Origin of the sequence: Marinomonas algicola, from assembly GCF_014805825.1 — a bacterium.
Classification (GTDB): Bacteria; Pseudomonadota; Gammaproteobacteria; order Pseudomonadales; family Marinomonadaceae; genus Marinomonas; species Marinomonas algicola.
Genome location: NZ_CP061941.1, coordinates 2,376,909 through 2,402,821, shown reverse-complemented (window position 1 = coordinate 2,402,821; position 25,913 = coordinate 2,376,909). Strand labels below are relative to the sequence as shown.

Annotated in this window: 24 protein-coding genes; 19 read left to right on the top strand and 5 right to left on the bottom strand. The window is 47.6% G+C overall.

The genetic code is table 11. The features are described 5' to 3' along the window. The first annotated feature begins 29 nt into the window (after positions 1 to 29). From mobH to IEZ33_RS10975, 5 genes are all read left to right on the top strand, one after another. Positions 30 to 2,180 carry a MobH family relaxase gene (gene mobH, locus IEZ33_RS10995; RefSeq protein ID WP_191600121.1) on the top strand — a complete coding sequence of 717 codons (2,151 nt, stop codon included), beginning with the start codon at positions 30 to 32 and terminating at the stop codon, positions 2,178 to 2,180. Between the two features lie 47 nt (positions 2,181 to 2,227). Next, on the top strand, positions 2,228 to 4,048 hold the full coding sequence (gene traD, locus IEZ33_RS10990) for a conjugative transfer system coupling protein TraD (RefSeq protein ID WP_191600120.1): 1,821 nt from the start codon (positions 2,228 to 2,230) through the stop codon (positions 4,046 to 4,048). A gap of 9 nt (positions 4,049 to 4,057) precedes the next feature. Next, positions 4,058 to 4,618 carry a conjugative transfer protein gene (locus IEZ33_RS10985; protein WP_191600119.1) on the top strand — a complete coding sequence of 187 codons (561 nt, stop codon included), beginning with the start codon at positions 4,058 to 4,060 and terminating at the stop codon, positions 4,616 to 4,618. Continuing rightward, positions 4,605 to 5,240: an IncC plasmid conjugative DNA transfer DtrJ family protein gene (locus tag IEZ33_RS10980; protein WP_191600118.1), complete on the top strand. Its 636-nt coding sequence runs from the start codon at positions 4,605 to 4,607 to the stop codon at positions 5,238 to 5,240. The genes IEZ33_RS10985 and IEZ33_RS10980 overlap by 14 nt, the downstream gene beginning before the upstream one ends. A 157-nt stretch (positions 5,241 to 5,397) precedes the next feature. Further along, positions 5,398 to 6,504 (top strand): Fic family protein, encoded by a 1,107-nt coding sequence (locus IEZ33_RS10975; RefSeq protein WP_191600117.1) that lies wholly within the window; start codon positions 5,398 to 5,400, stop codon positions 6,502 to 6,504. A 195-nt stretch (positions 6,505 to 6,699) separates the two neighbouring features. Here the strand turns inward: IEZ33_RS10975 and IEZ33_RS10970 are convergent, their stop codons facing one another. After that, a complete protein-coding gene (locus tag IEZ33_RS10970; protein ID WP_191600116.1) occupies positions 6,700 to 6,996 on the bottom strand; it encodes a HigA family addiction module antitoxin in 297 nt (98 codons plus the stop codon). Positions 6,997 to 7,229: 233 nt separating this feature from the next. Here IEZ33_RS10970 and traL point away from each other — a divergent pair, with 233 nt between their 5' ends. The 6 genes from traL to traA all read left to right on the top strand — a co-directional run bounded on the left by traL (position 7,230) and on the right by traA (position 11,336). Continuing rightward, a complete protein-coding gene (traL, locus tag IEZ33_RS10965; RefSeq protein ID WP_000433891.1) occupies positions 7,230 to 7,511 on the top strand; it encodes a type IV conjugative transfer system protein TraL in 282 nt (93 codons plus the stop codon). Then, positions 7,508 to 8,134, top strand: coding sequence for a TraE/TraK family type IV conjugative transfer system protein (locus IEZ33_RS10960; protein WP_000667170.1), 627 nt, complete (start codon positions 7,508 to 7,510; stop codon positions 8,132 to 8,134). The genes traL and IEZ33_RS10960 overlap by 4 nt, the downstream gene beginning before the upstream one ends. After that, positions 8,115 to 9,014, top strand: coding sequence for a hypothetical protein (locus IEZ33_RS10955; RefSeq protein ID WP_420844858.1), 900 nt, complete (start codon positions 8,115 to 8,117; stop codon positions 9,012 to 9,014). Before IEZ33_RS10960 ends, IEZ33_RS10955 begins: the two co-directional genes overlap by 20 nt. 2 nt (positions 9,015 to 9,016) lie before the next feature. Then, a complete protein-coding gene (locus IEZ33_RS10950) occupies positions 9,017 to 10,306 on the top strand; it encodes a TraB/VirB10 family protein (protein ID WP_191600115.1) in 1,290 nt (429 codons plus the stop codon). Positions 10,307 to 10,380: 74 nt separating this feature from the next. Beyond that, positions 10,381 to 10,953, top strand: a complete 573-nt coding sequence (gene traV / locus IEZ33_RS10945) for a type IV conjugative transfer system lipoprotein TraV (RefSeq protein ID WP_191600114.1) — start codon at positions 10,381 to 10,383, stop codon at positions 10,951 to 10,953. Beyond that, positions 10,950 to 11,336 (top strand): TraA family conjugative transfer protein, encoded by a 387-nt coding sequence (gene traA, locus IEZ33_RS10940; protein WP_000180225.1) that lies wholly within the window; start codon positions 10,950 to 10,952, stop codon positions 11,334 to 11,336. Before traV ends, traA begins: the two co-directional genes overlap by 4 nt. A 40-nt stretch (positions 11,337 to 11,376) precedes the next feature. Here the strand turns inward: traA and IEZ33_RS10935 are convergent, their stop codons facing one another. The 3 genes from IEZ33_RS10935 to abiEi form a co-directional block, all read right to left on the bottom strand. After that, entirely contained in the window at positions 11,377 to 11,883 is a 507-nt protein-coding gene (locus tag IEZ33_RS10935; RefSeq protein ID WP_191600113.1) for a GNAT family N-acetyltransferase, read from the bottom strand. After that, positions 11,874 to 12,140, bottom strand: coding sequence for a type II toxin-antitoxin system TacA family antitoxin (locus IEZ33_RS10930; RefSeq protein WP_000212004.1), 267 nt, complete (start codon positions 12,138 to 12,140; stop codon positions 11,874 to 11,876). Before IEZ33_RS10930 ends, IEZ33_RS10935 begins: the two co-directional genes overlap by 10 nt. 155 nt (positions 12,141 to 12,295) lie before the next feature. After that, positions 12,296 to 12,832 carry a type IV toxin-antitoxin system AbiEi family antitoxin gene (gene abiEi, locus IEZ33_RS10925; protein WP_191600112.1) on the bottom strand — a complete coding sequence of 179 codons (537 nt, stop codon included), beginning with the start codon at positions 12,830 to 12,832 and terminating at the stop codon, positions 12,296 to 12,298. A gap of 406 nt (positions 12,833 to 13,238) precedes the next feature. On the opposite strand from abiEi, the gene IEZ33_RS10920 reads away from it, so the two are divergent. Further along, positions 13,239 to 14,389 (top strand): IS3 family transposase gene (locus IEZ33_RS10920; RefSeq protein ID WP_420844856.1). Its coding sequence is split into 2 segments (ribosomal slippage): positions 13,239 to 13,476 and positions 13,476 to 14,389, totalling 1,152 coding nucleotides; the frame shifts between segments, so codons are not numbered across the junction. 107 nt (positions 14,390 to 14,496) lie between these two features. On the opposite strand, the gene IEZ33_RS10915 is transcribed toward IEZ33_RS10920, so the two are convergent. Further along, positions 14,497 to 15,435, bottom strand: coding sequence for an Abi family protein (locus tag IEZ33_RS10915; protein WP_191600110.1), 939 nt, complete (start codon positions 15,433 to 15,435; stop codon positions 14,497 to 14,499). Between the two features lie 341 nt (positions 15,436 to 15,776). Here IEZ33_RS10915 and IEZ33_RS10910 point away from each other — a divergent pair, with 341 nt between their 5' ends. From IEZ33_RS10910 to traN, 7 genes are read left to right on the top strand one after another with little or no spacing between them, the layout of a single operon-like run. Beyond that, positions 15,777 to 16,469 carry a DsbC family protein gene (locus IEZ33_RS10910; protein ID WP_191600109.1) on the top strand — a complete coding sequence of 231 codons (693 nt, stop codon included), beginning with the start codon at positions 15,777 to 15,779 and terminating at the stop codon, positions 16,467 to 16,469. Further along, on the top strand, positions 16,469 to 18,868 hold the full coding sequence (traC, locus tag IEZ33_RS10905) for a type IV secretion system protein TraC (RefSeq protein ID WP_191600108.1): 2,400 nt from the start codon (positions 16,469 to 16,471) through the stop codon (positions 18,866 to 18,868). Before IEZ33_RS10910 ends, traC begins: the two co-directional genes overlap by 1 nt. After that, positions 18,861 to 19,208, top strand: coding sequence for a plasmid-related protein (locus IEZ33_RS10900; protein WP_191600107.1), 348 nt, complete (start codon positions 18,861 to 18,863; stop codon positions 19,206 to 19,208). The genes traC and IEZ33_RS10900 overlap by 8 nt, the downstream gene beginning before the upstream one ends. Further along, the gene (locus IEZ33_RS10895; RefSeq protein WP_191600106.1) at positions 19,192 to 19,704 is read left to right on the top strand and encodes a S26 family signal peptidase; all 513 of its coding nucleotides are present in this window, start codon (positions 19,192 to 19,194) and stop codon (positions 19,702 to 19,704) included. Before IEZ33_RS10900 ends, IEZ33_RS10895 begins: the two co-directional genes overlap by 17 nt. A gap of 7 nt (positions 19,705 to 19,711) precedes the next feature. After that, positions 19,712 to 20,839, top strand: coding sequence for a TrbC family F-type conjugative pilus assembly protein (locus tag IEZ33_RS10890; protein ID WP_240009505.1), 1,128 nt, complete (start codon positions 19,712 to 19,714; stop codon positions 20,837 to 20,839). After that, complete coding sequence (locus IEZ33_RS10885; RefSeq protein WP_191600105.1) at positions 20,823 to 21,851, top strand: TraU family protein; 1,029 nt, start codon at positions 20,823 to 20,825, stop codon at positions 21,849 to 21,851. The genes IEZ33_RS10890 and IEZ33_RS10885 overlap by 17 nt, the downstream gene beginning before the upstream one ends. Before the next feature lie 2 nt (positions 21,852 to 21,853). Next, the gene (traN, locus tag IEZ33_RS10880; protein WP_191600104.1) at positions 21,854 to 25,546 is read left to right on the top strand and encodes a conjugal transfer protein TraN; all 3,693 of its coding nucleotides are present in this window, start codon (positions 21,854 to 21,856) and stop codon (positions 25,544 to 25,546) included. The last annotated feature ends 367 nt before the right edge of the window (positions 25,547 to 25,913 follow it).

The window sequence follows — 25,913 nt, the reverse complement described above, 5'->3', positions numbered from 1 at the left end:
CCTTCACACTATCGTGTCGGAGGTTCACTATGTTTAAAAACCTATTTTTTCAAACCAAAGCACTAACAGAGCTGTCATCTCAACTGGATGCAGACATTCCACGCTATCCGCCATTTCTAAAAGGGTTGCCAGCTGCATCACCTGAAGATTTGCAGTCCACACAAGACGAACTAATTGCCAAACTGCGCCAGGTACTTGGCTTTAATCAGCGTGAGTTTCAAAGGCTGATTCAGCCCTGCATTGATCATCTGGCTGCTTATGTTCATTTGTTGCCAGCTTCTGAGCATCATCATCACAGTGGTGCAGGTGGTCTATTACGTCATTCGTTGGAAGTTGCTTTCTGGGCGGCACAAGCAGCTGAAGGGATCATCTTTGTTGCCAGTGGCACACCGGTTGAGAAAAAAGAGCTAGAGCCAAGGTGGCGTGTTGCGGCTGCTCTTGGCGGTTTGTTCCACGATATTGGTAAACCCGTTTCAGACTTGTCCATCACGGACGAAGATGGACGCTATCAGTGGAACCCTTTTTTAGAAACCTTATCCCAGTGGACCACAAATAACAGCATTGAACGCTATTTCATTCGCTGGCGCGACGGACGGTGCAAGCGGCACGAGCAATTTTCAATTCTGGTGTTAAACCGGGTGATGACACCTGAGTTGCTCACCTGGTTAACCCAGCCAGGCCCTGAAATTTTGCAAGCCATGCTGGAGGCAATTGGCAATACCGATCCCGAGCATGTCCTGTCTAAATTGGTTATTGAAGCTGACCAAACCAGTGTCCAGCGAGACCTGAAAGCTCAACGAATTTCCGTTGACGACAATGCCCTTGGTGTCCCAGTCGAACGCTATCTACTTGATGCCATGAGGCGATTACTTGCCAGTTCCCAGTGGCTGGTCAATCAGCGAGACGCCAGAGTCTGGTTACGAAAATCGAATCAATCAACCAATCTTTACCTGGTCTGGAAAAGCGCGGCTAAGGACATCATTGAGCTGTTGGCCAAAGACAAGATACCAGGCATCCCAAGAGATCCCGATACCCTTGCGGACATCCTCATTGAGCGAGGATTGGCCATTAAATCCTCCTCAAATGAGCGATATGAAAGCCTAGCCCCTGAAGTGCTGATCAAAGACGACAAGCCAATCTGGTTACCCATGCTGCATATATCTGAGGCCGATTTATTGTTCAGCTCGAATGTACCAAGTGGTGTGACACTGTTTAACAAATCAGAGTGGGAAGCAACACAGCAAACACAAGCAGAACCTCAGAGCCATTCCAGTGAGCAGCCAGGCTTGCCTGAAGCGTCATCATCTATCGAACATAGCAGTTTGGCAAAGTCGCCATCGACAAAACCGTCCGAACAAGATGATGAACTTTGTCATGCTAGTGATGTTAATCACCTTCAGAAAAATGAAAACGTTCCGGGTGGTGGATGTGAAAAGCCTCACCATTCATACGATGCTGCTATCACAGATAACGTAAACCAGCAAAACGTAGCAGCATTGAATCTACCTGAATCTTTGGCGTGGCTTCCAGAGGCCAGCAGTGCGTTGGTTGTGGTTGGTGAGCAAGTCCTGATCCGCTATCCCGATGCCGTAAGACATTGGTGTGCTCCCCGAAAACTGCTTGCTGAACTCAGTCGATTAGACTGGCTTGAACTAGATCCAGCAAACCCGACACGTAAGGCCAGAACTGTGACTACGAAAGGTGGCGTTCAGGAGCAAGGGTTGCTTCTGAAAGTATCGATTTCTAAAGGGCTAACTGCACTGATAGATCTCTCCAATCAAGATGCAGAAACAGTGTCAGCAATTCAGAACGATGAGGCTTCACAGCGGCCGAGTCGAACTGAGACAACCAATGGCCAAGCAAAGGAGCCCGCCACAAGAGCGGAGCGTAAGCAAAAGCCGATAGCGCCCAATACGAACTCATGTACAGACCCTAAACACGCGCAGCGCCAACAGATGGTTAATTTTGTGAAAGATTTGCCCATCTTACTGACCGATGGCGATTACCCAGACGTGGATCATAGTGCCGATGGTATTCGCGTCACGATTCAAACCTTACGCCAAGTCGCCAATGAGCATGGCATTCCAGCCGGACAGCTGCTTCGGGGGATCTCGGCCAGTGACGAATGCCAGTTTGATGAGGGGGAAACGGTTCTGTTTACCGCTCACGCTAAACCTTAATCCATTTGAAATTAAGCGGATTGCAAACGGTTATTTGCGGAGCATGAATGAAAGAAAACGCATACGAAATGCCCTGGCGCACGAACTATGAGGCCATGGCAGCAGCAGGTTGGCTGGTTGGGGCCACTGGGGCTATTGCCGCAGAAATGCTGACTGAGCTACCACCTGAGTCATTTTGGTGGATGACAGGGATTTCCTCGGGCATGGCGTTGTACCGCCTGCCTGAGGCTTATCGTCTTTATAAGTTGCAGAAGGGGCTAAAAGGCAAACCATTGGCTTTTATGGCGCTGTCGCATTTGCAAAAAGTGATGGCAAAACATCCTGATGAATTGTGGTTAGGTTATGGCTTTGAGTGGGACCAACGCCATGCCCAACGCGCTTATGAAATCCTAAAGCGTGATAAGCAAACCTTGCTTAACCAGGGTCACGGCAAGCAAATGGGCTCGACCTGGATTCATGGTGTTGAGCCCAAAGAAGAAGATGTGTACCAGCCAGTTGGTCACACTGAGGGGCACACCTTAATTGTCGGTACGACCGGTGCCGGAAAAACCCGATGCTTTGATGCGATGATCACCCAGGCCATTTTGCGTAATGAAGCCGTGATTATTATTGACCCTAAGGGAGACAAGGAACTTAAGGATAATGCGCAGCGAGCTTGTATTGCCGCCGGTAGTCCTGAGCGCTTTCTGTATTTTCATCCGGGTTTTCCAGAGCATTCAGTACGTCTTAATCCCCTGAGAAACTTTAACCGGGGCACTGAAATTGCCAGCCGAATTGCGGCACTAATCCCATCCGAAACCGGTGCTGATCCATTTAAAGCTTTTGGCCAAATGGCACTGAACAACATCGTGCAAGGTTTGTTGCTTACGTCACAGCGTCCTGATCTGAAAACACTGAGACGATTCTTGGAAGGTGGCCCAGAAGGTTTGGTAGTAAAAGCCGTCACAGCCTGGGGGGATCAGGTGTATCCGAACTTTAGTGTGGAGATTAAGCGCTTTACCGAAAAGGCCAACACCTTAGCTAAACAAGCCATGGCGATGCTGCTTTTCTACTACGAACGCATTCAGCCTGTTGCCGCCAATACCGATTTAGAGGGGCTATTGAGCATGTTTGAGCATGATAGAACCCACTATTCTAAGATGGTGGCCTCACTGATGCCGGTGCTCAATATGCTCACATCAAGTGAACTAGGTCCATTGCTATCACCGATTGCAAACGACGTGGATGACAGCCGGTTAATAACGGATTCTGGCCGTATTATCAACAATGCCCAAGTGGCGTATATCGGCTTGGATTCATTGACCGACGCCATGGTTGGCAGCGCCATCGGTTCGTTGCTTTTATCGGATCTCACCGCCGTGGCCGGTGACCGCTATAACTATGGTGTTGATAATCGTCCCGTAAATATCTTCATCGATGAAGCGGCTGAAGTCGTTAACGATCCTTTCATTCAACTGCTCAACAAAGGCCGTGGCGCAAAAATGCGTTGTGTGATCGCTACTCAGACCTTTGCTGACTTTGCCGCTCGTACAGGCAGTGAAGCTAAGGCTCGTCAGGTGTTAGGTAACATTAACAACTTGATAGCCCTTCGGGTGATGGACGCCGAAACGCAGCAGTATATTACTGACAACCTGCCTAAGACTCGGTTGCAGTACATCATGCAAACTCAAGGTATGTCGTCCAACTCGGACAGCCCCGCGTTGTTTACCGGCAATCATGGCGAACGCTTGATGGAGGAAGAAGGCGATATGTTTCCACCGCAGTTATTAGGCCAGCTTCCCAACCTGGAGTACATCGCCAAGCTTTCAGGTGGCCGCGTGATTAAAGGTCGCATTCCTATTTTAACCAGCTCTACACAGGCAGCATAAGGAGTCTGTATGCATCATTCTGTCTGTCTGAAAATGACAACACTTACCAGTAAAGAAATGCTCGCTCAGTGGCAGCAACATAACCCCCAGTTCAAGGAAACCTTAAGACTACTTGAAGCCGACTGGCCTCATGCGTTGGCCTCAGTGTATTGCTTGGCAGACTATTTAACGGATGCGTTCACCTTAGATGGTCACTCCATCTTTGATTTGTGTCTGTGTAATGGCTTGGGCAGTTATGAAGAAGTGAGTTGTGATGATGACAGTGTACGACTGTGGCATTTCATTGAGACACTGACCTGGACTGCTGCCAGTGCTTTAACAGGGATTCGCCTGCGTGATCCTGACCATTTCGAGTGGGCCGCCGTGGATGGTGTGTATTTCCACACCTGGATGCGTAATCGTCCAAATCGAATGGCGTATCTGGCTGAAGGACGCATCGCAGTGCGTTATGAAAGTGGTCATACGACGACAAAGCGGCTTCAACAAGTGCTTAAAGCCCGGATTATGACGCCAACCGTTTCAGCCATGCTGGCCCGAGTAGAAGAGGATGTTTGGCATGAGCAAGCATAAGTCGGTTTGGCTACTGTGTCTGGCACTGATGCTAGAGATTATTGCCATTGGCGTGTTAGTGCCCGGTGATTGGACTGGCCGGGTCATCAGTAAAGAGAAGCAGATGATCCAAAATCAATTGGGCGCACAAACAAGCTATTGGATTGGTCAAACTAGCCATCGCTGGTATCAGTCATGGGTTGTTGATACGCAGATGGAACAATCTGTGCGTGATTTTCTGATCCCCACTGAAGAGCAGCGACTTCGTTCTAAAGGGATGGAGAACATGGGAGGCTTTTGGTTCGTCTGGGTAGAAGACCGTATTCAGGCATTTTTTGATGTGTTGTACCAGGTGTTCACTCGATTTGCTTTGCTGATGGTCTGGTTGCCCTTTGCGCTTATTCTCATGTTACCAGCACTGTGGGACGGCTTGATGACCTGGAAGATTAAGAAAACAACCTTTGATTTTTCGAGCCCTATCATTCACCGCTATAGCATGATAATTCTGGGTTCAGGCGTCATCTTGCTGTTTATGGGATTGTTCGTCCCGCTGGCTATTCCACCGGTGGTACTACCGTCGATGATCATCGGCTTGGCGTTGATGGCGGGGTTGGCGTTAAGCCACTTGCAGAAGAAGATATGAGGCCTAGGTAGGTTAATGTCTACTAAGACAGGATGATAACATCGAAAGATGATATGAATATTCGCGTTATTCATATCATTATTAGATGTGATTGTGGGTTTTATTCGAATCATGGTATGATTTGAATGTGCTGTTATTTAAATCAAAAGGCGACAAGATGTGGATCTGGCAACAAGCTGACTGGCCAAGCTTTATCTGGGATGAAAAAGTCATTGAACCCAAGTTACGCGACATTCGCTTTCACCAAGGAATGTTGTTGGGCAAGATGTCGAGCCAACCTAAAGACCAAAAGCAAAGTATGTTAGACACGCTATTGGCGAACATTATTCATTCGAGTGCCATTGAAGGTGAGAAGCTCAACGCTTTTTCTGTTCGCTCGTCCTTGGCTAATAAGCTCGGTCTTTCTGAAGAAAAACCATTTCCAACCACTGAACGCACTGATGGCCTTGCAGAAATAATGTTAGATGCGGTGGAGAATTTAGACTCGCCGCTCTCACTTGAGAGAATATTGCAATGGCATAGACGACTGTTTCCTGAAGGTTACACCATGTTTAATCCTGTGATAGGAGGGCAGTTACGTGGGGATGAGCCTATGCAGGTTGTATCGGGTAGGATTGATAAACCCACGGTGCATTTTGAAGCGCCGAGCCGAGATATGCTTGAGTCCGAACTAGACGTGTTTATTCGCTGGTTTAATGACTCTCGTGAGGACCCAGCTTTAGATCCATTGCTTAGAGCGGCGATAACACATCTTTGGTTTGTGACGCTCCATCCTTTAGATGACGGCAATGGCAGGATCACCCGCTTACTCACTGATTTGGCGCTGGCCCAGGCTGAGCGCCAGTCTGTCCGTTTCTATGCAATGTCAGTGGCAATTTTAGCCAACCGTAATAGCTACTACGAAATATTAGAGCAATCCCAGAAAGGTGAACTGGATATTACCGCGTGGCTTATGTGGTTTTTAAACACCTTAGGTGAAACCTTCACCAATGTGCTCGAAGAAATCGACCAAACGGTTTTTAAAACAAACTTCTGGCGAAATGTCGATCAAACGCGACTGTCCTCGGAGCAAGTAAAAGTGCTCAATCGAATGCTTGATGGGGATTTTGACCAAGGCATTAATACGTCGCAATATCATAAAGTGGCGAAAGTGAGTAAGCCAACCGCTTCTCGTCATTTAGCGGCGTTGGTCGAGATTGGTTGCTTGGTAAAAAGTGAAGCCGGAGGGAGGAGCACACGTTATAAGCTCGCGCACTTGAGTTAAAAACACGAACATTGAGAGAATACGCCAATAGAACTAGCGACAGTTTTCAGCTAGCTTAAGGTTTGCGTGTTCGAGCGATTTTGCGTGTAAGTTTCCGTTCGATGAGAGCAAATTCGCGACTTAGTTTATGATATTCCCGTACAACACTAGGATTTTTAAGTGCTTTTTCTTTCAATGTTTTTAAAGCCATCAACTTTATCCAAAAGCAAGTTCATAAGGTTTGACGTGTAACGTTGCCTTTTGATTTCTGAGTACTGACAAGTCATAAGCGCTTTGCAGGCGTAACCAGTGGTCAGCAGAGGGCTTAGCAAAAGCCAGCTCCAAGCGCACGGCCATTTCAGGAGTTATTGCACCTCGTCCGTTCAATACATTGGATAGGGTTTTACGGCTTACATTTAAGTGTTCTGCAACATCGGTAATCGTCAACTCCAACGGCTCGATGACCATCTCTTTTAATATCTCACCAGGGTGAGCAGGGTTATGCATAGTCATTAGTGATAATCCTCGTAGTTAACAATTTCCGCATCTCATTCATTGAATCTGAATGTAACGTGCCAATTACCGTGAACTAATTGTAACCCTTAAGGTTGCGATATCAATCTGATTGTAAGTACAGAATCACTAAGCCACCTCAAAACCTTCAAGAATTCGGCATCTAGCTGACCACTGAACCTGTCAATCCCAAGGCATTCTTCACTTCTCAATTCAAACAACGAGGAGTGACTATGGAACCTGTGAGTATTCCGTCCTATATCGATGACCCGCCGCACTTCCTGCTTTGGAGTGCCGATGAGATGGCTCCCATTCTGTTGGGGCTAGTGATCGGCATTTTTACCGGTAATGCCTTGGTTTTATGCCTGTTGGGGTTGGTGACAACCAAGCTCTATCGGCGTTTTCGTGATGGTCGCCCGGATGGTTTTATTCTTCACGCCATCTACTGGGCCGGACTGTTGCCAACCAAGGCCAAGACGATCCCAAACCCATTTATCAGGAGCTATCTGCCGTGAAGTTCGACGTGTTTTTAAAATCATGGCAAGGCACGCAATTAGAGAACCGATGGCAACGGTTTCTGATTGCAGTGCTGGTGCTATCTAACTTGCTGCTTGCGGTTGCGGCATTTTCTCGCAATACCGTGGTAGCCATTCAACCACCAACCTTGTCTGAAACGGCTGAAGTGTCACGAAACCAGGCTACTCAGCCTTACTTGGAATCCTGGGGGCTCTATCTGGCTGAGCTTATGGGCAACGTGACGCCGGGTAATGTGTCTTTTATCCGGGTTGCTATTGAGCCGCTACTTTCTCCAGCGGTGTACCAGCAAGTGGTCGATGCACTGGAGATTCAGGCAAGACAGATCCGTGAAGACCGAGTCACGCTCAAATTCCAACCCAGACAAGTGGAGTATGAGTATGAAACCGGCCATGTCTTTGTGACCGGTTATTCCTTGGTCTCTGGACCATCTGGAGATGAACAGCGCCAAACTCGCACTTATGAGTTTGACATCGATATTGAGCAATACCGTCCAAAGCTCAGTTGGATGGATACGTACGAGGGGCAAGCTAGAACGAAGCGAGTTCGTGAAAAGTTGACCCAAGAGCAAAACCGGAGGGTGAATGATGCGAACCAAAATTAGTCGATGGATGACACCAAGCTTAATCGCAATCAGCTTGAGTGGCGTCCTGTTATCTCAAGCGTCGTATGCAGACGTGGAATTGCCGATTGTGCCAGCCAGTGTGATGAAGCAGTCTGCTACAGCAAATCCACCGGTTCAAACCAATACGGTTTCAAAGGATGTGCCAACAACGTTACTGATGACACCGGGGGTTAATGAACTGATCCCTGTAGCTCTTGGGCATCTGAATCGGATCGTGACGCCGTTTGAATCGCCTCAGGTGAGAACAACCAGTGATGCTCAGACGCAAATCAAGGGGAATGTTGTATATGTGGCCACGGACAAAGAATCACCGGTTTCACTTTACATCACTCCGCCTGGTCAGGAAGCGCCCTCATTATCAGTCACCTTAGTACCTCGTCGTATTCCACCGCGTGAAATCACCTTAGCTATTGATGGTCAGCAGTGGCCTATTAAGGGCGTCGTGAACCGAAAAGCCGCCACTTGGGAAACAGCTCAGCCATACGTCGATAACCTACGTGATTTACTCAGACGCCTTGCACTAAATGAGTTACCACAAGGCTATGACATCCGTTTAGCTGGCCAAACTGACACAAGCCCGAAATGTTTTCAGCCTGGCTTAAAGTTTGGTTTTAAGCAGGGGCAAATTGTGACGGGACATTACTTCACCGTCTATGTAGGACTGGTTGAAAGCTTTGCCGATGAACCGATAGAAGCCAGTGAGATAGCCTGTCATGCACCAGATATAGTGGCAAGCGCCTACTGGCCTCGCAATATCTTGTTGCCGGGTGAAAAGACTGAGTTGTATGTGGTTGTTCGCAATCATCGTGAAGAAGCGGTGGAAAGTCAGCGACCTTCGCTTCTTGTGGGAGGTGAATAACGATGAAAGCACAATGGGAACAAATGAGCCCGAACATGAAGCGGGGCCTATCGGTTGCTGGTATTGCTGGTGGCCTCATCCTGATGGTGATGGTGTTTTCACCTAATCCTGACGATGGCTCAAGCAGTCGGAACCGACAGGAAACGATCCGGCACATTCTTACGGATACCAATACTCGTGATGTCGGGGTCGATAGTTTGGCTGCGAACGTAAAACTACTCAGTGAGCGCAATGAACAGTTACGTCGTGAAGTTGAGCGCTTGCGTCGTGACGTCGATTCAGGACGGCTAAGCCTAGGTTCGCCTTCAATACCAAGTGAGGTCAATGCGGAGTTGGCTCGCCTTCGAGCGGAACTTAATGATGTTCGCGCTGGAGGTGATTCAGTAGCTGAAGGCACAAATAGCCTGTTTGAAGTGCCTTTATCTGCCATGGAATTGCCTAAAGAAGAAAAGCCACTGCCGTCTAACCCAGACGACTATTTTGCCAATGCGCCGCTGCCAGATCCGCTCTATCAACATCCAGCCAATGGCCAAGGTGCACGAGCTCGGGATGTTCCATTGCCGCCAATCACGATTCGTATGATTGAGCCTGAAGTGGTTGTCGAACCAGAAGTTGTTGTGCAAGAAGCGCCGCCTTTGTATTTACCGGCAGGCAGCATCATCTCAGGTACTTTGATCACAGGTTTGGACGCACCTACTCACGAGTCTGCAAGACGTGAACCTTTTCCTGCATTGCTGAGGATTCAAAAGGAAGCCATTTTACCCAACCGATTTAGAGCGGATATCAAAGAGTGTTTCTTGATCGCCGCAGGTTACGGTGATTTGAGCTCTGAGCGTGCCTATTTGCGAGGCGAGACCATTTCATGTGTGAGAGAAGATGGTGGCGTCATTGAAACGCGACTGGATTCTTATGCTGTGGGTGAAGACGGCAAAGCCGGTATTCGTGGCCGATTAGTCTCGAAACAAGGCCAACTGGTGGCCAAATCAATGATGGCCGGGTTCCTTCAGGGCTTGGCTGGCGCATTTGATGTAAATCCTGTTCCGACGATTCAGACGGGTAATGCCGGTGATACTCAGTTGTACCAGCAAGTCATGAGCCAAGAAGCATTACAAGGCGCTGCGATTAAAGGCACTGGCAAAGCATTGGATCGAGTAGCCAAGTTCTATTTGGACATGGCTGAAAATATGTTCCCAGTCATAGAGGTAGACGCTGCAAGGAGAATTGAAGTCATAGTCACTCGTGGGGCCTCGTTATCGTTGGCCACTTCGCAAGGGGGAGGTACAAGAAGATGAAAAAATCCTGCATGTTGCTAACCGATCGAAGTCCGTTTCAGACAATAAGATGTGTATCCAGAGGAGAGTTAACCATGACGACATCAATGCAGAACAACCTAAAGCACCAGTCAAAACAGTGGTCTAAAGCTGGATTACTTTTATTGGCAGTCGGCTCAACCTTATTGTCTGGCTGTAGTTCATTGGGTCTTGGGAGTAGTGAATATGGATGCCCAGGTATGCCTGACGGTGTGCGCTGTTTATCCGCTCGTGAAGTCTATGAGCTTACCAGTAATGGCGCTGCACCCAAGACGATTGATGCAGTGGCGACTCGAATTGGTTCTCCCTCTGGGTATTCACAATCTGATTTAGAGACAGGACTGCTGAGCCATCCAGCATTACCCGAGACGCAGCAATCTGCACCTATTCGCATTCCTTCAAGGGTGATGCGAATTTGGATTGCGCCTTGGGAGGATGACCGTGGGGATCTGAATTTATCCAGCTACGTGTTTACCGAAATTGAACCGCGCCGGTGGGATATTGGGGTGTCAGCACCTCGAACGGTTTCGCCAGTGCTACGTCCACTTCAGACTCAAAGCGATTCAGCCTCAGCGGGAGCTGATGGTAAGCGCGATAACTTGAGTATCTACGGAGAAACTAACGAATGACAAATGCAGTTCGCACCATTCAAACTCAGCGCCTAATGACCATTGGTGCGCTTGGTTTAATGGCGTTAATGATTTCGGAGCCCTCATTTGCGGGCACCGGTGGTGATGCTTTCACTGATGTGTGGGATACCCTAAAAGATTGGACCCAAGGTACTTTGGGACGGATCGTAGCGGGAGCCATGGTTCTGGTGGGTATTGTGGGCGGTATCGCTCGCCAAAGCTTGATGGCTTTTGCCTTGGGCATTGGTGGCGGTATGGGTCTCTACAATACGCCAACCGTCGTTGAAAGTGTTATGTCTGCAACCTTACCTGTTGTTGCTAGCACTCAAGAAGTTATTGGCACAACAGTTCCAGCAATCAGCGCCGTTTTACTGGGCACCTGATAATATTGACGGCTTCTCGTGTGATAGGGGAGCCGTCATCTCAGTCTATCGACAATGATTTTTCGATATCGCAGATCCTTGCCATGAGTACTAAAGGATCAAACGTCGATTCTTTGAAGCCAAATTTCTTGTAGAACGTTTGCGCACTACCATCAATAGCATGGACTAAGATTCCTGCTCCACCGACAGCGTTCATTGCTTGTACTGAGCGAACGATACAATCTTTTAAAAGACCTGCCGCAATGCCTTGACCTTGATAGGCGTTATCTACTCCAAGCCTGGCTAGAATCACCATGGGAATGGGATCTGGACTATTTCTTCTTAATGAACTGAAAGCTTGCTCTCTGGAAACTGATCCCATGGCAATGGCATAGTACCCGACCACTTGATGGGTGTCAGTGTCATTGACCACATATACTCTCGCGGTTCCCCGTTTTTGACTTTTTAACGCCTGCTTTCTTAACCAAGTATCGAGTTCTTCGATGCCACATTGAAAGGCGTTAATCTGGTGCTCATCAGCGAGTAGTGTTGGTGCACTTATTCCCAAGGCGCTTTCCTTTTAAACAGATCTTTCATACCTTCAAGAGTCTGTGGCTCTGCACGAAGTTCGTTATCAAACGCTTCAAAAGCCTTTGCTTCAAGAACAAAATCCCGCTGTTCTGCCAGTATACTATGCGCTTCATTGAGCGCTGCTTGCTGAATGAACACGGTTCTATCAACTTTTTTTAAACTTGCTGCGGCATCGATGATGTCTCTTACCGATGGCAGTACTCGCATGTTGATTGGGGCTGTCTTTGTAGCCATGACACCATCCTCTGTATATCTACTTAATACACAGTTTAAACGGTTTTAGCGTGTAGTCAACAGATACACATTATCTTTTGGGGTCTGTGATAGGGAAAAGCGGTTGTAGTTGGCTGGATGAAATTTGCTTGGCAGAGCGCCCCAATTGCAGTTGTTCAACTACTATGCATTGCATCGTCGTTAACTAGATGGGTATTTCTGCCAACTCGTTTTAGGTCTCTGTATGCAGTTTGTTTCGTTGCTAACCTAAGTGGTCTGCCAACTAAACTGGTATTTTCTAAAATGTCTATCGGATTTCGCTTTGTATGCGTAAATTCAATTGTACCCAAAGGTGTTTTGAATTCACCGGAACGTCCCGTTGTCATAACAGTTAACCTATCTACTGGAATTTGCGAAATAACACCATAATCAGAAAGAGCAGACTCCAAGCTAATGTAGTTATATTCCCCACGTCGAATAGTTTTAGCAATTTGCTCCAACGTGTCGCTGCCTTTCGACTGCGCTAAATTGAATAAGTACACACCATTAATCATTCGAGTTAGCAAGCCATCGTCTTGCAAACGTTTAATTCCTGCACGCAATGCTCGTTCATTATCTTGATGAAAGATTTTGGCCAGATCTGAATTAGTAAAAACACAGCGACCACGCTTGTCATATTCTAAGAGCTTTTTAATTGCCTCAGCCTTTTTCACAATACGCCTCTAGTTATCAAGGATGACACTTAAACATGTCATGAGTGTAGACTTAACTTTAGTAGGGCACAAGTTTACAAGAGTGACATCAAAAAGTGTCAAATTTGTTGACTTGGTTTCTAGGGGGGGGGGATTAAAAGGACTTGGTTAGTTTACACAGTGATGAATTTTAACACCCAGGGTGTGAAAAAACGGGCTCAGCTAAACCGGTTGGCTAGCAACGGCGCTTCTGCCATCGCTTGTAGGCGATAAAAGTGTTATGTCTGCAACCTTACCTGTTGTTGCCAGCTCTCAAGAAATTATTGGCACAACTGTTCCAGCAATCAGCGCTGTTTTACTGGGCTGAATCGCCCCCTCTATCTTAGACACTCTTTAACTATATAATGTACTTAAAGAGGAGCCCAACATGGCCGGCGAACGATATAACGAAGAATTTAAGATGGCAGCGGTTAAGCAGGTAACTGAAGGTGGTTATTCAATTGCTGATGTTGCTAAGCGTTTAGGGATAACAACTAAAAGCCTTTATCACTGGCGTGATCGCTATGGCGAAAACGCTCACTCCTACCAAGAAAAACAATCCAATTCTGATGAGTTACGCAGACTTAAAGCAGAACTTAAGCGTGTAACAGAAGAGCGCGACATCCTAAAGGAAGCCGCCGTGTTCTTTGCCGCCGAGTCGAAGAAAAATACACGTTAATAAAAGCTCGCCGACAGAAATACCCTGTGCGTACGCTCTGTCGCGCATTAGAAGTCCACCCCAGTGGCTTTTATGCTTGGCTTTCAAACCCCGTTAGCAAACGCGCCAAAGAAGATGATTATTTACTGGGTTTCATAAAGCAATATTGGCTAGAAAGTGGCTGTGTTTATGGCTATCGCAAGGTCTATAAAGATTTACGATCAACAGGTGAACAGTGTGGCAAGAACCGCGTATATCGACTGATGCGAACGGAGGGGCTTCAAGCTCAACGAGGCTATAAGAGGAAAAATAACTATGGCGGTGGAGAACGATCAACGATTGCACCTAACCTACTTAACCGAGAGTTTGACGTTGAAAAGCCAAATACCGTTTGGGTAACTGATATTACGTACATTCGTACACGAGAAGGCTGGCTTTTTCTTGCTGTGATCATTGATCTATTTTCAAGACAAGTAATTGGCTGGTCTATGGATGGCCGTATTAATACAGATTTGGTACTTAATGCTATTACAATGGCTTGTTGGCGACGCAAGCCAAAGGGTGAGGTTATTGTTCACTCAGACCAAGGGTGTCAATACACGAGCTATGATTGGCAAAGTATGCTTAAAGCTAATAATTTAGTCCCAAGCATGAGTCGTAGAGGAAACTGCCATGATAATGCGTGTGCAGAAAGCTTTTTTGCACTGTTAAAAAGAGAACGTATTCGTCGTAGAATTTATAAGAACAAAGAGGAAGGTAAAGCAGATATATTTAATTATATTGAGCTGTTTTATAATCCAACTCGACGTCATGGAAATAATAATGACTTGTCACCAATGGAGTATGAAAAGAACTATTTTTTGAAACAAAGCAGTGTCTAGGAAACTAGGAGCGATTCAGGCACCTGATAAACTCAAAATATGCCTTTAAAAGGTTTGGGTCTACAAAGTCACTGCTTTGTGGACCTTATTTTTTTATCAGGATTAGCTTATTTGATCATTCTTGGTGGGTAAATCTGTTTAACTTCAAGCACAATGCTCCTCCCTTTATGTACGCCTTTAAGTGATGTTGTTAGTTCATAAAGCCCAGAGACGGAACCATTTTCTTTATGACGTTTTGAAAGTTCATGTTTCAACTTGTTGACTTTTAGTTTGGTTGGATTTGTTCCCTGAAAATGGCTCAATGCCTCAAGAGAACATAGTTGTCTTATGTGATCTATGATGCCCATACCAACAATAAAATCATACCGTTCAAAGCTCATCCACATTAAACTCTCTGCAATCAGATCAACGTATTCGTTTAAGCGAATGATGCTTTCTTCCGGGGTCGTAGGACCTAAGCGAATAATATTTCCACCACCGTCAACAGTCTCACGTATTTTCCAGATGGGTTCATAGTGGCCAACCCTGTTTCTAAAGTCTTTTATAAATTTAAATCGATGATGTAATGAGGTCCTTGTTGCGTTCGTGCTTTTTGCATTTGGGAACACTTTTGGAATCAATGTCGGCCAAAGTTTGGTATTTTTTACTGGGTCATCGTAATTCTGCGTAAGTAAATTAACCCAAAAGCCAAAGCTCAAAGATGCTACAACGGTATCTGAAGATGGTCTGGGAGTAATTGGTGTTTTACGATCTTTTTTCAGGTATTGCTTCTCAGCCTCTTTTTTTGCAGAGGGAAATTTCTTCATTAAAAACCATTCTTTGTTACCACTGAAATGGCCGGAAGCAGCTGAATGAATTGAATTTCGTAAAGTAATTTCAGTCGCCTGAAGAAGGGGGTAAAATGCTGTTGATAAGGACTTATTCCAAAGATACGTTCCAAGAGCTTCAGCATCATTTTTACAGCTGAAGTATGTGCGGTAGGTGTCCAATCGGGACTTCGAAAGCGTTACCTCTAGTGCGTTGATGAACGCTTGATCTACTTGCAAATCTTTATCTCCAATCCTATACTGCGTCTGTAAGTCCTAGATACACCCCCTCCGAGCATCGGCTCGTGATATGGCTCTAGGGCAGAATCTGACTAGAAATTGCTTTAAAATCATAGGTTTTTTGGCGAAATCTAGAAGAATTTGAAGAGGCTGCTGAAAGGCGGCCTTTTTCATTTCTGCTCGTTATAAGCTGTACACTGTTTATTCCTCCTAATTCTAACAGTTATTTCCAAATAGTTAAGCACCCTAGCAAGGCATCCAATTCTTCAATCTATCTAACCGAGTCCACATAGGACAACTGCATAGACTGGAGCCTCGATTTACATTAACGAGGACTCCTCATGCGAAAAGTATCTCCAATTATTCTGGCGCTTGCGCTGTCTCCATTGGTTCAAGCTGAACCTGTGTCTGAAGTGTCGCCCGTTGGCAAAATTGACGGCATGGTTTCTTTACCTGTCACGGGTATGAAAGCGGTCGAAAGCAATGGCCGTATTGTTTTCATGTCAGACAGTGGCCGGTTCGTCATTGATGGCACGCTCTATGATGCCTGGTCCAAAAAGCCGCTTACCAGCCTTGAAGAAATTCGTGAAGCGGGGAACACGCTGGACTTAAGTCGTCTTGGCTTAAAAATGGATGATTTGAATCCTCTGACGCTGGGTGAAGGCAAAAAGAAAGTGGTGGTCTTTGTTGACCCCCGGTGCCCGCATTGCCATGAGCTTTTGAAACAAGCCCTACCGTTAACCAAAGAATACACCTTCCAAATTCTCCCTGTGCCAGTGCTTGGTCCTGATTCAGAGCGTCAGGTTCGCCAGCTTGGCTGTGCGCGTGACAAGAAAGCGGCCACCGATGCATTGCTCAATGGCCGGATTGGTAACCTAGAACAGGATGATGCCTGCAACTTAGAACCAATGCAGCGTACCTTGGTGACGGCTCAAATCCTTGGCATTCAAGGTGTGCCTTTCATTGTCGCCAATGATGGTCGCATCAGCCGAGGCCGTCCTTATGACCTTTCTGCTTGGTTGGAGGGGCGTTAATGAAAGCCTCTCTGTATTCAGGGCAACGCGCTTCTGAGCTGTTGCCAGTATTAGCCTATTCAGACGATGAGCAACTGTTTTTCATGGAAGACCAGAGTGTTGGCTTTGGTTTTCTATGTGACCCATTGCCGGGTGGTGATGAGTCTGTTGCAGACAGGGTTAATGTTCTACTCAACAACGACTGGCCAAAAGACACCTTGCTGCAATTTGGCCTATACGCATCCCCTGATATTCAAACCGACCTTCAACGCATGATGGGCTTACGGCATCGTCAATCCGATCCATTGCTTAGGGCGTCGATACGCAAACGTGCGGACTTCCTCGATGGGGGCACGGTTCAACCGATAGAAGAATCGACCCAGACTCAGGTACGCAACTTTCAACTGATCGTCACCTGCAAATTGCCTTTGGAAAGTCCTATACCGACGGAGCGTGAGTTGAGTCGAGCATCTGCGCTTCGGGCTTCTTTCTCGCAGGCGCTGGCAACGGTTGGTTTTCGTGTCACTGAGATGACTGACAGAAATTGGCTCGCGGCATTGAGTGCTCAGCTTAACTGGGGAAAAGATGCTTCCTGGCGTAATCCATCACCAATCCGCAGTGAGGCAGATAAACCACTTAGAGAGCAAGTGTTGGATTATGACCGAGCTATCAAGGTGGATAGCCAAGGTCTGATGCTGGGTGATTACCGAGTTAAAACCTTATCGTTTAAGCGCTTGCCTGAGCGGATCTGGTTTGGTCATGCTGCAAGTTTTGCGGGCGATATGATGACGGGCAGTCGCGGCTTACGCGGCAGCTTTTTGCTAAATGTCACCATTCACTTTCCTTCAGCCGAGGCGATGCGATCTCGTCTAGAGACGAAGCGTCAATGGGCGGTCAATCAGGCCTATGGCCCGATGCTCAAGTTTGTGCCGGTGCTGGCAGCCAAGAAAAAGGGATTTGATGTTCTTTTTGAAGCCTTGCAAGAAGGTGATCGTCCTATTCGGGCAAATATGACCTTAACGCTGTTTTCACCAACAGAAGAAACGTCGATCAGCTCTGTTTCAAATGCTCGAACTTATTTCAAAGAGCTCGGATTTGAGTTGATGGAAGACAAGTACTTTTGTTTGCCCATTTTCCTGAATGCCTTGCCATTTGGTGCTGACCGCCAGGCGATGAACGACTTGTTTCGATTCAAGACCATGGCGACACGGCATGTGATCCCACTGTTGCCTTTGTTTGCGGATTGGAAAGGCACGGGCACGCCAGTGATTAACTTTGTTTCCCGTAATGGCCAGATCATGAGTGTATCCCTTTATGACTCGGGCAGTAATTACAACTGTTGCATCGCGGCGCAATCGGGGTCGGGCAAGTCATTCCTGGTGAACGAAATAATCTCCTCCTACTTATCAGAAGGCGGGCAATGCTGGGTGATTGATGTTGGCCGCTCCTATGAAAAGCTGTGTGAAGTCTATGACGGTGAGTTCTTACAGTTCGGGCGGGACAGTGGCATTTGCTTAAATCCGTTTGAAATCGTTGAGGACTATGACGAAGAAGCGGATGTACTGGTTGGATTATTGGCCGCAATGGCCGCGCCTACGCAGTCATTAACTGATTTTCAGATGGCCAACCTAAAGCGTCAGACCCGTGAACTGTGGGAGAAAAAAGGTCGTGCCATGTTGGTTGATGATGTGGCAGAGGCCTTAAAAAATCATGAAGACCGTCGTGTGCAAGACGTGGGTGAGCAGCTCTATCCGTTTACGACACAAGGCGAATATGGCCGCTTCTTTAATGGCCACAACAATATTCGCTTCAAAAACCGTTTCACCGTTCTGGAGTTAGAAGAGCTCAAGGGGCGCAAGCACCTGCAACAAGTGGTGTTGCTTCAGCTTATCTACCAAATCCAACAAGAGATGTATTTAGGTGAGCGGGATCGTCGCAAGATTGTGTTCATCGACGAAGCCTGGGATCTGCTGACTCAAGGTGATGTCGGTAAGTTCATCGAAACCGGTTACCGTCGATTTCGAAAATATGGCGGCAGTGCTGTAACGGTAACGCAGTCGGTCAACGATTTGTATGACAGCCCTACAGGTAAAGCCATCGCTGAAAACTCGGCCAATATGTACCTGCTTGGCCAAAAAGCTGAAACCATCAACGCGCTCAAAAAAGAAGGCCGCTTGCCACTCGGTGAAGGCGGTTATGAATACCTGAAAACGGTTCATACCGTCACGGGTGTCTATTCCGAAATTTTCTTTATTACCGAAATGGGCACCGGGATTGGCCGCCTCATCGTCGATCCGTTTCACAAGCTGTTGTACTCGTCCCGTGCAGAAGATGTAAATGCGATTAAGCAGTTAACGCGCAAAGGCCTTTCTGTTGCTGATGCCATCTCTCAGTTGTTGAAGGAGCGAGGCTATGAATAAGTCCACGCGTTGGCCATTTATGGCCTCTATTACTTTGTCTATTGCTGGTAGCGGTTTAATGACCAGTTGGCTCTTAATGAAAACACTCGAACCCATCCACAGCCAGTTGGCGTTAAGTACGCCCATTGCAGTAGTCGATTTTGGGGAGGCAGTGTTGTCACTGGGCCCCAATGCCAGCGAACAAGACATCGAATCCAGGTTGCTTCAGACCAATCAGCAAATTGAAAAGCTAAAAGCAGCCGGTTTTATCGTGCTGGATGCCCAAGCGGTGGTGGGTGCTGATGATTCTGTATTTGTGCCAGTAGGCTCAAAGGAGGTGTCTCATGCAGATACTCCGTAAAAGAATGCCTTGGCGGCCATATCTCATTCGGTTGACCGTTCTTGCGTTAATCATGGCTTTGGTAGGCACCTACGCCATGATGCGCTACCGAATAGGTATTGATACCCAGCAAGAGCGCTGCCTGCCTGATACCACGGTGTATCTGATTGACCTATGGAATAAAGAGCCCGTTAAGGATGGTTTGTATGCCTTCCACTCAAAAGGACTCGCTCCTTTATATAACGACGGTACTCGTATGCTGAAACGCCTAACAGGGATGCCTGGGGATGAAGTCAATGTGACTCCTGAGCATGTGCTGGTGAATGGTGCTCAAGTCTCTACCGGCATGGCATTAGCCCAGCGTCTTGGTGGGGCTGAAACAGAATTTAGCCGTTCATTGACGCTGCAAGAAAACGAATATTGGTTTTCCGGCGAGGCTGCAACGAGTTTCGACTCCCGCTATTGGAATGCCGTTAAGCGCGAGCAGATTGTCGGTCGCGCTTGGCCGCTTTGGTAGGAGGTAGATGATGCAAAGACTATGTCTCTTATTTTTATTGGTTGCTCCATTGTCTTGGGTGCAAGTTTCCTGGGCACAAGAGCCTTTTCCGTTGTCTGACGAAGACAAAAAGATCGTCGAAATGAGCCGCAGCATTTTACAAAGTGCTGTGGATGGTTCATCTGAATTTATCGACCCTTTTGCACCGATTGAACAACCTAAGTCGCGCAAAAACATCGATGAATGGTTGATATTTGCGTCGTCCTCATTGGGTGATTCGTCACTGAAGCAGCTATTTAAAGAGGCCAGTGCTACCGGCGCTATTGTGTTGTTTCGGGGAATTCCTGAAGGAAAGACCTTGGGAGCGGCTATCCGTGATTGGCATACCCTGATGGCGGGACTTGATCCTGTTCCTCAGGTTCGAATCGATCCGAAAGCCTTTGTGCACTGGCGGGTGACTAGCGTGCCTGCCATTTTCCGCATAGAGGATGACAAGGTGACTGCAAGTGCACTAGGGGTTTACAGCAAGGACTGGTTGCAGCGCCAAATTGAAACTGGCAATAGCGGTTCATTGGGTCAACGCGGTCCAATTCATTCGATTTTAGAACCGGATTTGATGCAAGTGGCGATGCAGCGTTTACAGTTGCTTGACCTCGGCGCGTTAAAGAAAAAAGCCATTGAGCGATTCTGGACTCGCCAAACATTCACTGACTTACCCAAAGCCACGCAGTATCGGATAAGAACGGTTGATCCAACCATCGTCATGCAGCGGCCACTATTAGATGCCAATGGCCGAACATTGATCCCGGCAGGAACGCGTATTAACCCGCTCAGAGCCTTGCCATTTACTCAGCAGCTCGTGGTGTTTAATGCGTCGAACGCTGAAGAAGTGGACGCAGTAGCTCATTGGCTTGAGAGCCAAGATAGGACACTGCGCCGCATTACGCTTATCACCACGCAGCTCGACCGTGCACAAGGCTGGAATCGCCTCAATGCGCTCGAAAAGACATTGGACAGTCCGGTTTACCTTCTCAATGCCTCGCTAAAGCAGCGCTTTGATCTGCAAGTCACCCCATCGTTTGTTCAAGCAAAGGGGCTCGCGTTTGAAATAGAAGAAATTCCAGCAAAGGAGCTTGTTCATGCAAAAGCTCAATAATACGTTTCGTCTGATGCGGACTCTCGTTGTCATGCTTGTCCTGGGCGCATCTATGCCTGCAAAAGCCGAACTGATCTGCCCAGACGCGGGTTTATTGTCGGGCAAGTTGCTGACGGATGTTTGCTGGTCATGCATTTTTCCTATCCGGGTTGCAGGGCTTCCTCTTGGCTCTGGCAATGTCCCAAGCGGTGCATCAAACAAGTCATTTTGCTTATGTGAAGACAACTTAGGTGTTCCAAGGCCAGGTATTGTTACCAGCATGTGGGAGCCAGCGCGTTTGATTGAACTGGTCAGAACGCCAGGTTGTTCGCCTTCACTGGGAGGGATTCGCTTACCGTTAGGTGATAGGCGACTGCAAGGTGGTCATGGCGAGGGTGAATACGACACCGGTGATCTCGCTTTCTACCATTACCATTATTACGCCTTTCCGCTTTTGGTCATGCTCGATTTGTTCATGGATGGCAATTGCAATGCCGATGGTTACATGGACTTTGACTTGATGTATTTGTCGGAATTGGACCCAACATGGCTGAACGATGAACTGGCTTTTTTTACTCAGCCTGAAGCGGCGGCCGTTGCCAATCCATTGGCTATTTCGGCTTGTACCGCTGACGCTGCCTCATCGACACTTGGTAAACCCATCGACCAGTTGTTTTGGTGTGCTGGCAGTTGGGGCCATCTCTATCCCTTATCTGGCCACACCTTAGCCTTTGGCTCATTAGCAGAAAACACCAGCCATTTAGCGGCGCGAGCAATCGCAGCTCAACACAGGCGTGGTCTTGCAAGGCGAACAATGGGGAACAGTGCGCTATGCCGACCTGTTATCGACCCCATGCTGCCGAAATCCCAATACAAGATGAGTATGTTCTTCCCTGTACCGGAAACTGAAAGTGCGCATGTCATCGGTGAAAGCACCATGAAATGGGGAGAGTGGCGAACGATCCCCGGTGCCGGTGAAGATGCGCTCTACATTTTGTGGCGCTGGCAAGACTGCTGTAACTCGGGAGGTTAACTATGAAACCAACACTTTTTACCCGAGTGTTAGCGGGTATTTTATCAATCACTATGGCGTGCTTGCCCTTACATGGTGTGGCCGCTGATGTGCAGCGCCAATCCGGTCTAAGCGGACAACAGGAAGGTAAGCAATTGCTGCAAAACTGGACGATGCCCGCACTCAATGGCAATACATTGTCGGTGCCGAATGGCAGTGGTAATGAGACGATTAACTTGCAAGAGCTTTTCCCTGGTATGGATCAGGGCTCATTGGATGTCTTAACGGGCGTTTATGGCTCTGATGCCAGTATGAATCAATTGGGAACACAGCGCCAAGAGAGCATGGCATCCGAAAATGGCGCTACGGGTGAAGCATTTCGTTCGCTACAGCAAATCAAAGACAGGTCTCGGCCAGATATGGTCAGTGATCCGCTCTGGGCATTAACCGATGCGGTTCAAACTGACCCAAATCTATTAACTCAAAGCTTCCCCGGCTGTGAGTCTCAAAGTGAAGGCCGCCCAAATTACCAGCAATGCGACAGGCTCAATACAGCGGTTAACAGCTGCACTATCACTCACGATTACACGGCAGGCATCATTGAGCATGTTTCAGGGCCGATGAACCTTCGCTCTTGTGGTGAGGGTTGTCTTGAGGTTTGGATAGGGCGAATTGGTGACAACTACTGGAGTGGCCGTTGTAAAGTGTTTGAACAGGCCATCACACTCAAAGTCGTGAACCCCGATGCGATTACCTCAGCCGTTCTTGAGTACGCCAAATGGGATGACTACATGCAGGTGTGGCTAGGCGATCAGAAAGTCTGGTCAGGGCCTAATAATAACTTTCCACCAGAAACGGCAGGTCGCTGCGAGCTCAGTACCAGTTGGGAACGCAATCCTAATACTGACCTCACCGCCAGGCTAAAAGCGGTAGAGCCCGGTTTAGAAGTGCCGGTAAAAATTCGCGTATCAGTTACGGGTAGTGGTGAGGGGTATGCACGCATCAAGGTGCGCTTTGATCCAACCAAGGTGGTGATGAATGATAGTTGGTCGCCACAATCCTGTATCGAACAAGCAGCGGATATCCCGACGAAGTTTTCAGACTACAGCATTCAATGCACGGATCAGCCGTCTTCAACCAACGGATGTACGGTGGTCAATGGTGTTTCAGTTTGTGAATCCTACTTTGCCCCAAGCCCTGTGGCTGGCATATCGCCTTTGTGTCGGCGTGTACAAGTGAGTGTGGATGACGAAAGCTATAAGGGGATTGAAAATCAGGCGTGCCAAGTGCTTGAAGATAATCCTTCCTGTGGATTCATGTCGTCAGAATGTGCCGAAACCAATGATAAAGGAGAATGCATTCGTTTTACCGATACCTATGACTGTGGATTGCAAACCAGTGATCCAAAGTGTGTGGTATCTAACCTTATGCCAAGTAGTTTTGAGGCCTGTGAGCCTACTCAGACGATTACGCCATTTACTGAAACCAAGCATGTACCGGACTACCAGGTGTGCGAGAAGATCAGCACGCTTACTCAGTGTCAGTTAGAACGACGTGTATCCGCTGAAACCCATCAACAAAGCTGGTCTATTGAGCGCAGTTGCTTTAGCTCTGAAACGCTCAGTTTTGTTCCACAGTACAGCAGCACTATGCAAACTGGAAACGCGACGCTGAGGATTTTTGATAATCAAAATACTGAGATAAAAATCACCGAGTCGCCATCCAAGGCAAATGGTTGGAAAACGACACTCTCACTGACGGGCAATAAGGAAACGGTGACTGAGACGAAACCGTCCATTAAATACCCTGAAATGACCTGTCCAAAAGGAACCTTGGTTGGCTCATTGTGTAAAGTCGTCAATGGTTCGATTATTTCGTGGCATGAACCTCAGGAAGTCACTCGTTCCAGATGCGAATCCGGCTGGAACAAAGTCGATTTCGACACTTGCAGCCGAGAAGTTCAGAAGTGTTTGGCTCCTGCGAAACTGAGCGCTTCATTGACCTTCTCTGGCAAGTACTTAGAGCAAGACATTGTTCATCAATCAAGTGATCCGGGCGTAGACCAATGCTTGATGCAAACGGATCAGTTTACTGCGGTGCAGTGGCAGTGTTTGGATACGGGCACGAAACGAATCGACGGGTTAACGGTTGGTAGTGGCGAGTTGGCCAATCTTGGAAGCCTTTATCCGGCGGTTGTTTCGTCTCCTGCTCATTTAACCAGTCGCGGCAGTTCTGATGGACTGGGACTCTCATGCTGGAGGGCAAGAGCGACCTACAATGCTTCGACTGCTCATCCTGAGTTCAACATGGGCAGCTCAGATAGCTGGGTAGATGCCAATGGTAATACTCAAACCATCGTCAATAATGGACAAAACACGACCACCAATACGTGTTCCGCGCTGGAGCAAAACCCAGCCTGCCAGTACGTCAGAACCGAATGCACTGAAGGCGGGGCTGGTCATGAAGGCTTCTGCTATATCCAAAGTTTGGTGTATGACTGCGGACAAAGCGTTGAAGTGCAAAACGCTCAAATGGAAACTCAATACAACTGTGAGGGGCCAGTTCGCTGCATGGGCACAGATTGTTTAGAGCCAGAGTCAATCAAGCAGGCTAACTTTGCAGAGGCCGCAGCGATGCTTAATGCGGCGCAGTTTATGACCAATGATATGTCATGCACGGGAGCTGATGGCCAAGACAACGTTGAGTGTACGGTCTTTAAAGGTAATGCTGGCCAGTGCAAAAAAGCCGTTGGCGGTATAGTGGATTGCTGTGAAAAGCCAAGTGGCGTGTCGTTATCGGACTACATCACGATGATAGTGGCGGTTAACAAGCTTGATACGGCAGTCATGGCTATGAATCCGTCTTCTGCAATCTATGGTTCCTGGAATACGCTTAGGGAACCAATCACGAGTACCTGGAGTGCGGTTAAAGAGCCTTTTGTGTCTGCATGGGACTCTCTCATGGGGGCTGGGCCATCAACGGCTGCTGGCGCGGGAGCGGAGCAAGCTGCGACTGGCTTTATGCAGGTGTTGACTAACAAGACGGCTGAATGGGTAGGTACGACCTTTGGTTCGGGGGCGCAATCGGCACTGTTTAGTAACGTTGGTGGCGCGGTTGGAGCCGATGGTGTTGTTTCGGGCGGTAACTTCGCCCTGGGGGGCGCTGCGGGCGCGGTTCTGAGTACGGTTATGACGGCCTACATGATTTATTCAGTCACTATGATCCTCATTCAGCTTATCTGGAAATGTGAGCAGAGTGAGTTTGAAATGAACGCCAAGCGGGTATTGAAGAGTTGCCACTATGTAGGTTCTTACTGCAAGTCTAAGTTTTTAGGTGCCTGTGTTGAGAAACGGCAATCATATTGCTGTTTTACTTCGCCACTTTCACGGATCATTCAAGAACAAGTGCGTCCGCAATTGGGCCTTGGCTGGGGCAGTGCAAAGTCTCCAAACTGTGAAGGTTTGACCGCGAGTCAGTTAAACCAGGTAGATTGGAGCCAAGTCAATTTGGATGAATGGATAGGTATCTTGTCAATAACAGGCAACCTACCAGAAATACCGTCACTGGATTTGGAAAGACTCACAGGCTCAGGGAGTACGCTAAACGTTGATGGAAACCGTCAAAGTGCCGCAGACAGAGCTATTGAAAGGCTAAACGGAATGGATGCTCAGAAATTACGCCAGGAGGCGACGGAAGAAATTTCGGGGAATAATTGAGCACGTCCTTCTAAAATAGCTGCGCCAATAATATTCCATACTGGTTACTTTACTGCGTTTTTCCGCTTTAAAGTAACCATTTTTGCACTTTGTGCGTTGCATACACTGAATGCTTTTTTGTTTGTTCGTCGTAAGCTAGGTGTTTCTGAAGAAAAGCTATTCACAACCAATGAGCGAGCAGATGGCCTAGCAGAAATGATGCTAGACGTAGTGGATAAATTAGAAATGTCTTAATGGTAAATATAGCCTGTTAAGACTCTTTCACTGCACACAGTAAATGGGTTAATAGACCACTTTAACTTATTGAGGTTGCTAAGCAGTGCCGACTCGCTCTCTTACTAGACTGCTATTGCCGTTAAACCCTAGT